This is a genomic window from Mycobacterium cajalii (assembly GCF_045809005.2).
Classification (GTDB): Bacteria; Actinomycetota; Actinomycetes; order Mycobacteriales; family Mycobacteriaceae; genus Mycobacterium.
Map to the genome: position 1 here is coordinate 578,705 of NZ_CM141436.1, position 13,212 is coordinate 591,916.

11 protein-coding genes and 1 pseudogene are annotated in these 13,212 nt (G+C 71.0%); 2 read left to right on the forward strand and 10 right to left on the reverse strand.

From position 1 onward, the window contains the following. Positions 1-24 precede the first annotated feature (24 nt). The 7 genes from ACJ512_RS02790 to ACJ512_RS02820 all read right to left on the reverse strand — a co-directional run bounded on the left by ACJ512_RS02790 (position 25) and on the right by ACJ512_RS02820 (position 9,856). Complete coding sequence (locus ACJ512_RS02790) at positions 25-2,847, reverse strand: (Fe-S)-binding protein (RefSeq protein ID WP_407689149.1); 2,823 nt, start codon at positions 2,845-2,847, stop codon at positions 25-27. A 230-nt stretch (positions 2,848-3,077) separates the two neighbouring features. Continuing rightward, on the reverse strand, positions 3,078-4,799 hold the full coding sequence (locus tag ACJ512_RS02795) for an Hsp70 family protein (protein ID WP_461479963.1): 1,722 nt from the start codon (positions 4,797-4,799) through the stop codon (positions 3,078-3,080). Between the two features lie 101 nt (positions 4,800-4,900). Further along, a complete protein-coding gene (locus ACJ512_RS02800) occupies positions 4,901-5,434 on the reverse strand; it encodes a hypothetical protein (protein WP_407686918.1) in 534 nt (177 codons plus the stop codon). Positions 5,435-5,494: 60 nt separating this feature from the next. Then, positions 5,495-6,073 carry a hypothetical protein gene (locus tag ACJ512_RS02805; protein ID WP_407686917.1) on the reverse strand — a complete coding sequence of 193 codons (579 nt, stop codon included), beginning with the start codon at positions 6,071-6,073 and terminating at the stop codon, positions 5,495-5,497. A 60-nt stretch (positions 6,074-6,133) separates the two neighbouring features. Beyond that, a complete protein-coding gene (locus ACJ512_RS02810) occupies positions 6,134-6,646 on the reverse strand; it encodes a (2Fe-2S)-binding protein (RefSeq protein WP_407686916.1) in 513 nt (170 codons plus the stop codon). Next, a complete protein-coding gene (locus ACJ512_RS02815; protein ID WP_407686915.1) occupies positions 6,639-7,520 on the reverse strand; it encodes an FAD binding domain-containing protein in 882 nt (293 codons plus the stop codon). Before ACJ512_RS02815 ends, ACJ512_RS02810 begins: the two co-directional genes overlap by 8 nt. Beyond that, positions 7,517-9,856 carry a xanthine dehydrogenase family protein molybdopterin-binding subunit gene (locus tag ACJ512_RS02820; RefSeq protein WP_407686914.1) on the reverse strand — a complete coding sequence of 780 codons (2,340 nt, stop codon included), beginning with the start codon at positions 9,854-9,856 and terminating at the stop codon, positions 7,517-7,519. The genes ACJ512_RS02815 and ACJ512_RS02820 overlap by 4 nt, the downstream gene beginning before the upstream one ends. A 52-nt stretch (positions 9,857-9,908) precedes the next feature. Here ACJ512_RS02820 and ACJ512_RS02825 point away from each other — a divergent pair, with 52 nt between their 5' ends. Continuing rightward, positions 9,909-10,463 (forward strand): nucleotidyltransferase family protein, encoded by a 555-nt coding sequence (locus tag ACJ512_RS02825; protein ID WP_407686913.1) that lies wholly within the window; start codon positions 9,909-9,911, stop codon positions 10,461-10,463. 28 nt (positions 10,464-10,491) lie between these two features. Here the strand turns inward: ACJ512_RS02825 and ACJ512_RS02830 are convergent, their stop codons facing one another. Then, a complete protein-coding gene (locus tag ACJ512_RS02830; protein ID WP_407686912.1) occupies positions 10,492-11,154 on the reverse strand; it encodes an RES family NAD+ phosphorylase in 663 nt (220 codons plus the stop codon). Then, the gene (locus ACJ512_RS02835) at positions 11,139-11,732 is read right to left on the reverse strand and encodes a DNA-binding protein (protein ID WP_407686921.1); all 594 of its coding nucleotides are present in this window, start codon (positions 11,730-11,732) and stop codon (positions 11,139-11,141) included. Before ACJ512_RS02835 ends, ACJ512_RS02830 begins: the two co-directional genes overlap by 16 nt. Before the next feature lie 230 nt (positions 11,733-11,962). Here ACJ512_RS02835 and ACJ512_RS02840 point away from each other — a divergent pair, with 230 nt between their 5' ends. Next, a complete protein-coding gene (locus tag ACJ512_RS02840) occupies positions 11,963-12,991 on the forward strand; it encodes a CobW family GTP-binding protein (protein ID WP_407686911.1) in 1,029 nt (342 codons plus the stop codon). Here ACJ512_RS02840 and ACJ512_RS02845 read toward each other — a convergent pair. Next, positions 12,972-13,109 (reverse strand): annotated as a pseudogene (locus tag ACJ512_RS02845) (serine protease); the annotation flags it as partial. The gene ACJ512_RS02840 and the pseudogene ACJ512_RS02845 overlap by 20 nt on opposite strands. Between the last annotated feature and the right edge of the window lie 103 nt (positions 13,110-13,212).

Here is a 13,212-nt window from a genome sequence, read left to right on the forward strand (position 1 = left end):
TTGCTGACCGGCGTCAACGGGTGGTCAGCGCTTCCCGGGTGGACGGGCGCCGCGGGCGATGCCCAAGCCTTTGACGGGCGCTGCGGGAGGCGCCTCGTCGTCGCCGGTCTGCTTTGCCGGCTCGGATTTCGGTGCGGCCTCCGGCTCGGCTTCCGCGGTCTCGGGAGCGTTCTCCGGCGCCTTCTCGGGCACCGCCTGGGCCGGGGCCTTCTTCGCGCCGGGCCGCTTGGCGCCGGCGGCGATGCCCAGGCCCTTGACAGGCGCGGCCTCGGCCTGCGGCTCCGCCTGTTCGGGCGCCTTTTCGGGGGCCTTTGCCGCGGGGGCGGACTTCTTGGCGCCGGGCCGCTTGGCGCCGCCGGCGATGCCCAGTCCCTTGACGGGAGCGGCCTCGGCCTTCGGCTCCGCCTGTTCGGGGGCCTTTTCCGGGGCCTTTGCCGCGGGGGCGGCCTTCTTGGCGCCGGGCCGCTTGGCGCCGCCGGCGATGCCCAGGCCCTTGGCGGGTGCGGGCGCGGCGGGGGCCTCGGCGGCGGGCTCCTCGGCTTTGGCCGGCGCCTGAGCGGGTGCGGCAGGCGCGGCGGCGGCCTCGGCCTTGGGCTTGGGCTTGGGCGCCGCCTTCGCCGCGGCTTCGGCGGCCGCACCCTTGGCCGGCAGCGTGGCCTTGTCGTACTCGAGCGACCCGAGCAGGATCTGCGCGACGTCCATCACCTCGACGCCCTCGCGGCCGGCCTCCTCCTGGCGGTCGTTGACGCCGTCGGTGACCATCACCCGGCAGAACGGGCAGGCGGTGGCGATGGTCGCGGCCCCGGTGGCCAGGGCCTCGTCGACGCGCTCGTGGTTGATCCGCTTGCCGATGTGCTCTTCCATCCACATCCGCGCGCCGCCCGCGCCGCAGCAGAAGCTGCGCTCGGCGTGCCGCGGCATCTCGGTGAGGGTGGCCCCGGCGGCCCCGATGAGCTCGCGCGGCGCCTCGTACACCTTGTTGTGCCGGCCCAGGTAGCAGGGGTCGTGGTAGGTGATGTCCTGGGACACGGGGCTGACCGGGACCAGCTTCTTGTCGCGGATCAACCGGTTGAGCAGCTGGGTGTGGTGCAGCACCGAGTAGTTGGCGCCCAGCTGGCGGTACTCGCGGCCCAGGGTGTTGAAGCAGTGCGGGCAGGTGACCACGACCTTGCGGTCGACGGTCTCCACGCCCTCGAACACCCCGTCCAGGGTTTCGACGGCCTGGGCCGCCAGCTGCTGGAACAGGAACTCGTTGCCCGAGCGGCGAGCGGAGTCGCCGTTGCAGGACTCGCCGGTGCCCAGCACCAGGTACTTCACCCCGGCGATCGCGAGCAGTTCGGCGACGGCCTTGGTGGTCTTCTTGGCCTTGTCGTCGTAGGCGCCCGCGCAGCCCACCCAGAACAGGTACTCATAACCGTCGAAGCTCTCGACGTCCTCGCCGTAGACGGGGACGTCGAAGTCGACCTCGTCGATCCAGTTGGTCCGGTCGGCGGCGTTCTGCCCCCACGGGTTGCCCTTGGTTTCCAGGTTCTTGAACAGCGTGGACAGCTCGGAGGGGAACTCCGACTCCATCATCACCTGGTAGCGGCGCATGTCGACGATGTGGTCGACGTGCTCGATGTCGACCGGGCACTGCTCGACGCAGGCCCCGCAGGTCACACACGACCACAGCACGTCGGGGTCGATCACGCCGCCCTGCTGCTCGGTGCCGACCAGCGGGCGGGCGGCCTGTTCCGGCCCGTGCCCGGGCACCCGGCCGAAGCCGGACTCGGGGACGTGGTGGCCTTCTTCGTGGACCGATTCGAGGTCGAGGCCCTCGAGCGGCTCGGCGGTTTTCTCGCCCAGGATGTAGGGCGCCTTGGCCATCCAGTGGTCGCGCAGGTCCATGATGAGGAGCTTGGGCGACAGCGGCTTGCCGGTGTTCCACGCCGGGCACTGCGACTGACAGCGCCCGCACTCGGTGCAGGTCGCGAAGTCCAGCATGGCCTTCCAGCTGAAGTCCTCGATCTTGCCGCGGCCGAATCGTGCGTCGTCGGGCGGGTTTTCGAAGTCGACCGGCTTGCCGTCGTACTCGACCGGCAGCAGCGGGCCCAGCGCGTCCGGCAGCCGCTTGAAGATCACGTTGATCGGCGCCGTGAAGATGTGCAGGTGCTTGGAGTGCAGCACGATGACCAGGAACGCCAGCATGACCGCGATGTGCGCGAGCAGCGCCGTCGTCTCGATGATCTCGTTGGCGGGCTGGCCCAGCGGGCGCAGGATCGCCCCGAACAGCTGCGACAGGAACGCCCCCTTGCCGTAGGGCAGGGTGCCGTTGTTCACCGCCGAGCCGCGGACCAGCACGTAGGTCCAGATGACGTTGAAGATCATGAACAGGACCAGCCAGGCGCCGCCGTTGTGCGAGCCGTAAAACCTTGAGCTGCGCCCGATTTCGCGTGGGTTACGCATGGTGCGGATGATCGCGAAGGTCGTGATGCCGAGGAAGACGGCGGTGGCGAAGAAGTCCTGCAGGAAGCCCAGGGCGTTCCAGCGGCCGATGATCGGGATGTGGAAGTTGGCCTGGAACAGGAAGCCGTAGGCCTCGATGTAGACCGTGAGCAGGATGAAGAATCCCCACATGGTGAAGAAGTGCGCCAGGCCGGGGATCGACCATTTCAGCAGGCGGCGTTGCCCGAAGACCTCGGAGATCTCCGTCCAGATCCGCTGGCCGGGGTTGTCGGCGTGCCCGGGGGCCGGCTGCCCGGACGTCGTCAGCCTGAACAGCCACCAGACCCGTCGTAGGGCCAGGGCGGCCACGACCAGCGTCATGCCCATGCCCACGGTCAACCTGATGAGCATCTGTGTGGTCACAGAGGATCTCCCCAATGCATCGTTAGTTCAGCCTGCGTGATTTGCCTGCTTAGCCCTGCTCATAGTTGCATCCCCGGCGCTTTCGACGCGAGAAAGGGTGCCCTAACCTAGGGTTCGTCGGTGCCTCTGGCCTGCGCTTCAGGCCCGGCCGGGGCCGGCTTCGCCGACGCCCGGCCACATCAGAAACCCCCGGGGCAGGGTGGGGCCGGTCGGCGTGACGGGCGGCAGGGTCAGCGCCCGAAGGGGGGCTGGAGCCGGGGAAACGGCCGCTCGCGGGTGGTCGTGGGCGGCGGGGTCGTGGTCGCCTGCGAGGTGGTGCTGGGCTCCGTCGTCGTGGCGGTGGTGGTCGGGGCCGGGGTGGTGGTCGCGGTGGTGGTCGGCGGCGCGCTGGTCGTGGTGGTGGTGGTGGTGGTGGTGGTGGTGGTGGTGGTCGTCGTCGTCGGCGTCGCGCTGGTCGTCGGCGCGGCAGGGCTGGTCGTCGGCTCGGTGGACGGGGGCGGTGGCGGGATGACCGTCACGGTGGGGCTGTTGTTCGGCCCGGTCACGGTCACGGTCTGCGGCGTCGGGGGGGGCGCCGCCGGGCTCGGTTTGCCGCGGCCCAGGGTGAGCGCCAGCAGCACCGCGACCAGCACGGCGGCACCCGCTCCGACCAGGCTCAACACGAGCGCCGTGCGCTTGTACCACGGCAGCGGCGCGCCCGCCTCGGCGTCGTCCGCCTGCGGTTGGTGGGCGTAACTGCCGGTGTACTCGGGACCGGTGTAGGGGACCAGCTCCTCCTCGTCGGCGTCTTGCGACCAGGCCACTGGCTCGTCGCTGCCCGACTCGCCCGCGTCCGCCCCGGCGGCCCGGGCGGCCCGGGTCATGTCGTCGGGGGCGGCACCGACCATCTCGGTGGGGTTCTCGACGGCCGGGGCGGCCGCGGTCGGGAGCCCCGCCGACGCCCGCTGTTCGCCGAGCAGCGCCGCGCCGATCGCGGCGCTGTAGCCGGGTTGCGGCGCGGCCAGGACCGGCAACCGCAGCCGCCCCGACAGTCTCGTGGTGATCAGCGGAATCCCGGCGCCGCCGCCCACGATCGCCACGGTGGTCACCTGCGACCGCGCAATCCCGTTGCGTTGCAACAGCTCTTCGACGGCGTCGAGGAAGCGGTCCAGCGGTTCGGAGATGAGCTGGTCGAACTCGGTGCGGGTCAGCCGGACCTCGTCGCCCGACGTTCCCGGAACCCCCGCGATGGTGGCCGCCGTGGCCGCCGACAGTTGTTCCTTGGCGCGCCGGCATTGGCCGAGCAGGCGGCCCGGTGACCCCATCCGCGTGGTGGCGTCGGCATCGGGTGCGGTCCCCCGCACGTGCTGAAGGACGAGCCGGTCGATCGCGTCGCCGGAGAAGTCGGCGTAGCGCAGCGACGGCGCGAGCAGGCGGAAGTTCGATCCCGCATCGCTGAGCGTGACGCTGGTGCCGCCGGCCCCGAAGTCGCAGACGACCACGACCCCGTCGGCCGGCAGCCCCGGCCCGGCGCGCAGCGCCGCGAGCGCCGCGGTGGCGTCGGACACCAGCATCGGCGGCACGCCGCCGGCCGCCAGGTCCGGCTGGGCGAAGAACTCCTCGCGCAGCGCGGTGGACTGCGCCTCGGACCAGTACGCCGGCACCGCGACGGTGATCGGGGTCCCGGAGCCGACGGTGCGGGCCATCGCCTCGATCGCCTCGACCGTCAGCACCTCGCCGAGGTACTTCGTCCCGTCGGCCGCCACCAGCGGAGTCCGGTCGCCGACGCGTTCGACGAATCCCCGCAGCACCAGTCCGGGTTCGGTGAGCTTCGGGTTCTCGTCGGGCAGACCGACCTCGGTAGCCCGGTCCTCGTAGAGCGTCACCACGGGGCTGCGGCGCACCCGGGCGCCACCCGGGTGGGCCGCGACCAGGTTCGCCACCCCGATCGACAACCCGAGCGACTCGCTCATCTGGCACACCTTTGCGTCCGTTGTCAGCCCGCCCCGCCGCGGATTGCAGCGAGTCTAAGGGCGCCGGCGCGCTACGGCCCCGGTGACGCGGCGGTGCGCGCTCAGGGCAGGCCGGGCGGCAGCGTGATCACCGTGGGCACCTCCGGGATGGTGATCACCGACGGCAGATGCGGCAGATGGTGGTGCGGCGGCTCCGGCCGCCGCGTCGGCTCCTGGGCCGGATGCTGTACGGGGGGTGGCGGCGGCGCCGCCGAGCTGGACGGCGTCGTGGTGGTGGGCGTGGTGGTCGGCGTGGTGGTGGTCGTGGTGGTGCTCGTCGGCGAGGTGGTGCTGGTCGTGGTCGTCGACGGGGCGTTGCCGCCCTGGTTGCCGCCGATCAGCTCGACGATGCCGAACACGATCAACCCGATCAAAATCAGGACGAGCACGACCCAGCCCACCAGCATCACGGGCCTGCGATACCAGGGTCTGGGCTCTTCTTCCTCGTCGAAGGGGTCGGGGTCCTGCGGTTGCCCGAATTGACCGGGCTGGTCCGGCGGGATTTCGCCGCCCTGCGGGGGGTGTCCGCCCAAGCCCCAATTGGCATGCTCGGTCGGCTGGTTGTGGAAGTCGTCAGGTGGGCCGTAGCGTGCCACGGCAACGATGTTACTGACTCCCGGGCGGTTGCGGTCGCCGCCGCCCGGAAACGGCGGTACTCAGAAGGTGTCGACCTTCTCCACGCTGACGAACATCCCGTGGCCGGTCTTGTCGTTGGTGAAGCGGGTGCCCTCGGGGGTGGCGTTGATGGTCCAGCCCTGCGCCGCGTAGGTCTTGTAGTCGATCGTGACGGTCGGGATGGCGCCCAGGTTGCCCAGCACCCACTGCACGGACCCGCCGGCGGTGATGCTGACGCCGTTGGCGTGCTCGCCGTCCTTGAGCGGGGAGTCGGTGAACGGCGCCTCGCAGCCGACGGTGTCCTTGTTGATCTGGCACCGCGTCTGACCGGACTTGGTCTCGATGAACACGTAACCGTTGTTGTCGGGCGGCAGCGGGATGGCGCCCGACGGCGTGGTCGGCCCGGTCGGGGCCGGCAGGCCGGTGGCCGGCGGCGGCGGCGACGGTGCCGGGCCCGGCGTGGGAATGCTGGGCTCGACGGGTCCCGCGCCCGGCGCGGCGACCGGCCGGCCCTCGATGCTGGAACTGCAGCCGGACACCGGCACGGCGCTCACCAGAACGGGCGAGAACAACAGCGAACCCCCGGCCAGACCCCACCGCGCCTTCTGCGACAACCGCACGAGCTGCTCCCGAACATCATGAAATACAGGACCTCAGATTATTCACCGAAGTCGCGCGGCCTACCGCGGTGACGCGCCCGGGGATGCGCCGGAATCGGCGCCGCGCATCGCCTCGGCGGCCCGGTGGGCGGCCGCGACGATGCCCTGGTAACCGGTGCAGCGGCAGAAGTTCCCGGACAGGCCCTCGCGGATCTCGGCGTCGGTGGGCTCGGGGTTGTCGCGCAGCAACGCGGTCAGCGACATGACGAAACCCGGCGTGCAGAAGCCGCACTGCAGCCCGTGGCACTCCCGCAGCGCCGACTGCACAGGCGACAGTGCGCCGTCGGGCGAGGCGATGCCCTCGACGGTCGTCACCTCCGAGTCGTCGGCCTGCACGGCGAACATCAGGCACGAGCGCACCGCGGCGCCGTCCAGCAGCACCGTGCAGGCGCCGCACGCCCCGTGCTCGCAACCCAGGTGGGTGCCGGTGAGCCCGCACCGCTCGCGCAGGAAGTCGGCCAGCGTCATGCGTGCCTCGACGCTTGCGCTGATCGGAGTTCCGTTGACGCACAACCGAATCGGTTCTTCATGCATGGCGGGCCTGCGCTTCCTGTACGGCCTGGGTCCAGGCGCGCGCGGCCATGGCGGCGCCCACCTGGGTGCGGTAGGACGCCGACCCCTGCAGGTCGGTCGGGATGTCGTCGAGCCCGCTCATCGCGGCCCGGCCGACGTCCCCGGGATCCAGCTCGCCGACCGGCTCGCCGATCACCGCGGCCTCGGCCGCGGTCGCGCGCCGGGGCGTCGACCCCAGGCCCAGCAACCCGATCGCGGCGCGGGACACCCGGTCACCGTCGTCGAGCTGGACCGCGACCAGCGCCCCCGCGATCGCGAAATCGCCGTGCCGGCGGGTGAATTCGTGCACCGCGAACCCGCACCTGCCCTGCCACGACGGGAAGCGCACGCCGGTGAGCGCTTCGTCGGGCGCCATCGTCGTCTCCCACAGGCCGACGAAGAAGTCGGCGGCGGCGATCTCGCGGCGCCCGCGCGGCGAGGCGACCTCCAGCACCGCGTCCAGCGTGAGGGCCACCGCCGGGTACTCGCCGGCGGCGTCGGCGTGGGCGATCGACCCGCCCAGGGTGCCGCGGTTGCGGATCTGGAAGTGCCCGACCAACGGTGTCGCCCGGGTCAGCAGCGGAACCGATTGGCGCACTTGGGGATCGGTACCCACCTTGGCCTCGGTGGTGCCCGCGCCGATCCACACCTCCTGCCCGCGCCGCTCGATGCCCTGCAGCTCGCGCAGCCGGGAGATGTCGATCAGGTGGTCGAAGTAGGCCAGCCGCATCGACAGCATCGGCACCAGGCTCTGCCCGCCGGCGATGAGCTTGGCGTCCTCGCCCAGTTCGGCCAGCAGCCCGACCGCCTCGTCGGTGCTGTCGGGCCGGTGGTAGGCGAACGACGCGGGCTTCACCGGTTCCTCCCGGCCAGCAGCGCGGCGATCGAGGCGGGGCTGGCGGGCAGGCGGATGACCGTCACGCCCAGCGGCGCGAGCGCGTCGTTGATCGCGTTGATCACCGCCGGGACCGACCCGATCGCACCGCCCTCCCCGGCGCCCTTGTAGCCGCCTGGCCCGGGGCCGGGTATCTCGACGTGCCCGAACTCGATGGGCGGCACCTCGGTGGTGGTCGGCAGCAGATAGTCGACGAACGTGGTGGCCAGCGGGTTGCCGTCGTCGTCGTAGCGCAGGTCCTCCAGCAACGCGCCGCCGATGCCCTGGACCGTCCCGCCCGCGATCTGGCCCTCCACGATCGCCGGGTTGATCATCGGCCCGACGTCCTCGCTGACGATGTAGCGCAGCAGGGTCACCTTGCCCGTCTGGATGTCGACCTCGCAGGTGCAGGCGTGGGTCGCGTTGGCCCACAGGATCGGGGCCGCGGCGACATAGCGGGCGGTGGCTTCCAGGTCCGGGGACGCGCCCGGGGGCAACAGCTGCGGCGAGTAGTGCGCGAGGTAGGCCAGCTCGCCGAAGGTCACCTTGCGCGACGGGTCGCCGCGCACGATCGCGGTCGAATGTGCCAGTTCCACTTCGGATTCGGCGACCTTGAGCTGGTGTGCGGCCAGCGCCACGATCTTGCCGCGCAGCGTGGCCCCCGCCTGGGCGACGGCGCCGGCGGTCATCGGGCCGCTGCGGCTGCCCTGCGTGCCGGCCCCGTACGGGGTGATCGCGGTGTCGCCCTGGATGGTGGCCACGTCGTCGATGTCGGCGCCCAGCGCGTCGGCAGCCAGCTGGATCACCGTGGTTTCCAAACTGTTTCCGCTGGAGCCGCCGTTGACGTAGACGTTGATCCTGCCCGTGGGCTCCATGCGCATGGTCGCGCCCTCGGTGGCCAGGTGCCCGGTCGCCGCGCCGGTGGGCTCGATGTAGGCCGAGAAACCGAGGCCCAGGTAGCGGCCCTGCGCCAGCGCTTCGGCCTGCTCCTTGCGAAACCCTTCGTGGTCAAGGATTTTCACCGCCTGCTCGAAGGTCTCGATCGGGGCGACGTGGTCATACGGCATGCCGTTGGGATTGACGTAGGGCATCTCGTCGCGGCGCAGCAGGTTGCGCCGGCGCAGCTCGACCGGGTCGATGCCCATCTTGCGGGCGGCGACGTCGAGCACGATCTCGCGGGCCAGCGACTCGTATTGCCACGGGCCGCGGTAGGCGGCCAGGCCGCTGGTGTTGGTGAACACCGTCTTGTAGTTGAAGCTGGCCCTGGGCACCCGGTAGGGGCCCGGGAAGAACATGCCGATGGCGGCGGTGGTCAGCACCGGGTAGGGCGTCGGGTAGGCGCCGACGTCCTGCACGAAGTCGATGTCGGCCGCGGTGATGGTGCCGTCGGAGTCGAACGCCATGCGCGCGGTGCCGTCGACGTGGCGGGCCTGCCCGGCCGACATCAGGTTCTCGCGCCGGTCCTCGATCCACTTCAGGGCCGCGGGCACCTTGCGCGCGGCCAGCATGATGCACATGTCCTCGCGCATCGGGACGACCTTCTGGCCGAAGCCGCCGCCGGTGTCGCGCATGATGACCCGAACCCGTTGCGCCGCAATGCCCAGCAGGCGCGCGCAGAACGCGCGCAGCTCGTGCGGGGTCTGCGTGGAGGCCCACAGCGTCAGCTCCCCGGAGGCGGCCGACCACTCGGCGACCAGGCCGCGGGTCTCGATCGGCACCGGCGCGTAGATCTGTTGGTAGATATGCTCTTTCGCCACGTACGCCGCGCTGGCGAACGGCTCCTCGTCCGGCGGCGCCCCGCCCAGGCCGCCCGCGACGTTGTCGGCGTAGGCCTCGTGCACCAGCACCTCGGAGGTCTGGGCCCGGGTGAGGTCGGTGATCGCGGGCAGCGGCTCGTAGTCGACGTCGACGAGTTCGAGCGCGTCCTCGGCGACATACCGGTTCTCGGCGACGATCAGCGCGACCGGGTCGCCGACGAACTTCGCCTCGCCCTCGGCCAGCGGCGGGCGCGGCGTGTCGGGCACGTCCTTGCCGGCCACGGCGTGCCACGCCTCGTGCACATCGGAGTTGAGGTCCTCGGCGGTGAACACCGCGCGCACGCCGGGCAGCTCCAGCGCCGCCGAGGCGTCGATGCCGTTGATCCGGGCGCGGGCGAAGGGGCTGCGCACGAAGCAGGCGTGCAGCATGCCGGGCCGGGAGATGTCGTCGACGAAGCTGCCGCGGCCGGTCAGCAGCCGCAGATCCTCCACCCGCTGGACGCGCGTGCCGGCGTAGCGGGGCGCCGGGCTCGTCGGGGCTGCCTGCACGTCTTGGGCCATGACGCTCCATCAGATTGTCGCTGAATGAGAAGCTCGATGCCATCATAGGAGAGTGGGGTTACCGCAGTCGACACCGCGGCACGTGGGGATCGTGCTTGCCGCCGGCGCGGGCCGGCGGTACGGCAGGCCGAAGGTCCTGGTCGACGGCTGGCTGGACATCGCGGTCGGCGCGTTGCGTGACGGGGGCTGCGCCGGCGTCGTGCTGGTGCTCGGCGCCGCCGAGGTGCCCGCCCCGCCCGGGGTCACCGCGATCACGGCGTCGCGCTGGCGCGAGGGGCTGAGCGCGTCGGTGCGCGCCGGCCTGGCCGAGGCCGACCGCCTGCGCGCCGACTACGCGGTGCTGCACGTCGTGGACACCCCCGACGTCGGCCCCGACGTGGTGGCGCGGGTGCTGGGCCGCGCGGAGGCGTCGGCAAGCGGCCTGGCGCGCGCCGTCTTCGGCGGCCGGCCGGGGCACCCGGTCGTCATCGCGCGCCGGCACTGGCCCGAGGTGCTGGCCCGGATATCCGGGGACCAGGGCGCGGGGGCGTACCTGCGCGAGCGGTCCGACGTCGCGAACGTCGAGTGCGGTGACCTCGCCGGCGGTGAGGACGTCGACGAGCAGTAGGCCGTGCGCGTCGGGGAATCCCCGCCTGTCAAACCACGGCGTAACCCAGGCGTTTCGCTGCGCCGGCGATGCGGCCGGCCAGATCGGGATGGTCCAGGGGCAGCGATATTCTCGGCCGGGCCGGCATCGCAGATGTGGCCGGTGTGAACAGCGCGAGGCAGGGGTCGCCGGCGAATCGGCTGTTGTAGCGCAGGCCGCCGAGATGTGGGAATGCCTCTGTGACGTGCCGCGCCCACTGTTGAGTCACCGTATGCGGGGCTGTAGAGATGGCGAAGGTGCCGCCGGCGCGCGTGGCCCAGGCTCCTTGGCTGTCAGCGGCGAGGTCGAGGACCAAGAGCCGGCGGGTGAATGACAAACCGGTGAGATATGGGCGACCGCGTTCACGATCGATTGTCCGGTCCACTTGGTAGGCCTCGCCAAGTGCAGCGCACGGGGTCGAGGCTCCATACCAAACGCCATGCTGCACATGTTCACCTTTGGGCAGGGGGTGCGGGTCGAAGCGCAGCACCGGCCCGAAAGTGCGCAGGACGTTCCACGCCAGTACGTGCTCGCCCTCAGTGCGATGGACGCGCCACCAGATCTCGTCGACGGCGATCGCGCGCGTCTCGTCGTCGTCGATGCCGAGCGAACGCAGTACGTGCGGTGGCGGAGGGCCCGGCAGCATGGGGTCGACGGTCAAGTCGCCGCCCACTCGCCGATCTCGATCAAGCCGAGGACAGGCTCGACGGATTCGCCGTGCAACAGCCACTCCCGCACCGACTTCGGTTGACCGTCGATTCGCAAATCGGACTGGGGGGCCATGAGAAAACCGGCCACCGCAGTGGGGTGCAACTGCCTGGCGAGCAGAGCCGGTAGCACCTCGTCGAGGCCACGCACCTGCTTGAGCTTTAGTGGCTCGCCACGGTCGATGAGCTCGAACTGGATCGCGGGGTACACCCACGTGCCGCCGTCGCTGATCGCCCACAGCGTGCGAGCGAGGCGGCGTTGCCGCACGCGGGAATCGTTGACGCCCAGCCCTTCTCTGACCTGGGCGGCGGTGTAGGCAGTGCTGTACAGCCTGGCCATGTGGGCGGTGACATCGGCTGCGATCTCCGCGTAGGCTGCGGGATCTTCGGTGAAGCCGGCGTCGTCGAGTAGCCGGGCTTCGTCGGTGGTGAGCGTGGCCGCCCACGGCCGGTGCGCGGGGAGCGTCTTGAGTGCCGCGATCAGGTCGGAGCGGCGCAAGTTGAAGCGGTCTAGCAAGAGTCGGTCGAGTTCATCGGTGGCCATCAGCGAACCCTTCATGTCTACTAACGCTAGTTAACGGGATCGTATCACCGTTAGTCGGATCTGGCGCCGGGCGCGAACTCGTGCAGTCGACCAAACCTTCGACGGCGTGATTGTGTTCACCGGCGCCTGGGAACAGGCCGGTCCCCGATGGTCCCGCCCCGGCCGCGAGCCTCGATGTGCGTCGATGTGTTTACCTGGTTCGGGTTCGGTCGTACCGGGAGAGGAGCAGCGTGGCAGCGATACCGGTCATCGCACTGACCGGCTATCTGGGTGCGGGCAAGACGAGCCTGCTCAACCACGTGCTTCGCGCGCGCGGTGCCCGCATCGGGGTCGTCATCAACGACTTCGGCGAACTCAATGTCGACGCCGGGCTGGTGACGGGTCAGATCGACGAGCCGGCGTCGATCGCCGGTGGGTGTATCTGTTGCCTGCCCGACGACGGCGGCCTCGACGAAGCCCTCGCCAAGCTCGCCGACCCCCGGCTGAACCTCGATGTCATCATCGTCGAGGCCAGCGGTCTGGCCGAACCCACCGCGGTGTCGCGGATGATCCGGTTCAGCGGTGTGGAGCGGGTACGTCACGGCGGCGTGGTCGACGTCATCGACGCGGCCCGTCACTTCGACACCGTCGACCGCGGCGGGGTGGCCCCGGCCCGCTACGGTGCGGCGTCGCTGGTGGTGGTCAACAAACTCGATCAAGTACCCGCCGACGACCGCGCGCCGGTGTTGGAGCGCATCGGGGCGCGGATCCGGGGCAGCAACCCGGATGCCCACATCGTCGGCGCGGTCGGGGGGCGGGTCGACCCGACTCTGCTGTTCGACGTCGCCGAGGCCGACTCGGGCCAGTTGTCTTTTCGCGAACTGCTTCTCGACGGTGAGGCTGGTGCCGAAGCCCCCGGACACGACCACGACCACGCGCGCGTTGCTTCTGTGACGGTCACCGGCGACGGGTGCGTGGATCCCGGCGCGGTCTTCGATCTTCTCGAGGATCCTCCGCTCGGGGTGTATCGGATGAAAGGCACCGTCGCCGTTCGCTATCGGGAACGCTTGCGCCGCTACGTCGTCAACCTCGTGGGCACCTCGGTGCATGTCGCGTCCGCCCCGCCCGGCGCGCACGCCAATGCGCTGGTCGCGATCGGCACCGGACTCGACGTCGACCGGGTGCGCGAAGGCATGACGGCCGCGTTGCGCCCCATCGACGGCCCCGCCCCCGCCGCCTGCGTGCGTCGGTTACAACGGCACCGCAGGCAAAGCATCTGAGCTCCCGGGTCTTGTCGTGGCCCATGGTGGTCAGGGTGCGGTAGCTGCCGTCGACGACGATGCCGGCCCCGCCGCCCAACGCGAAAATGTCGTCGGCCGCGGCGGTGATGTCGGGCACGCCGGCCCGGGCCGGCGAGGTACCTGCACGCCGCAGCGTACTCGGCTGAACATGCTGTAGGTCCTCGCCGACCTCGTCGGAGTCGAGCACCCGCGACCTGGGC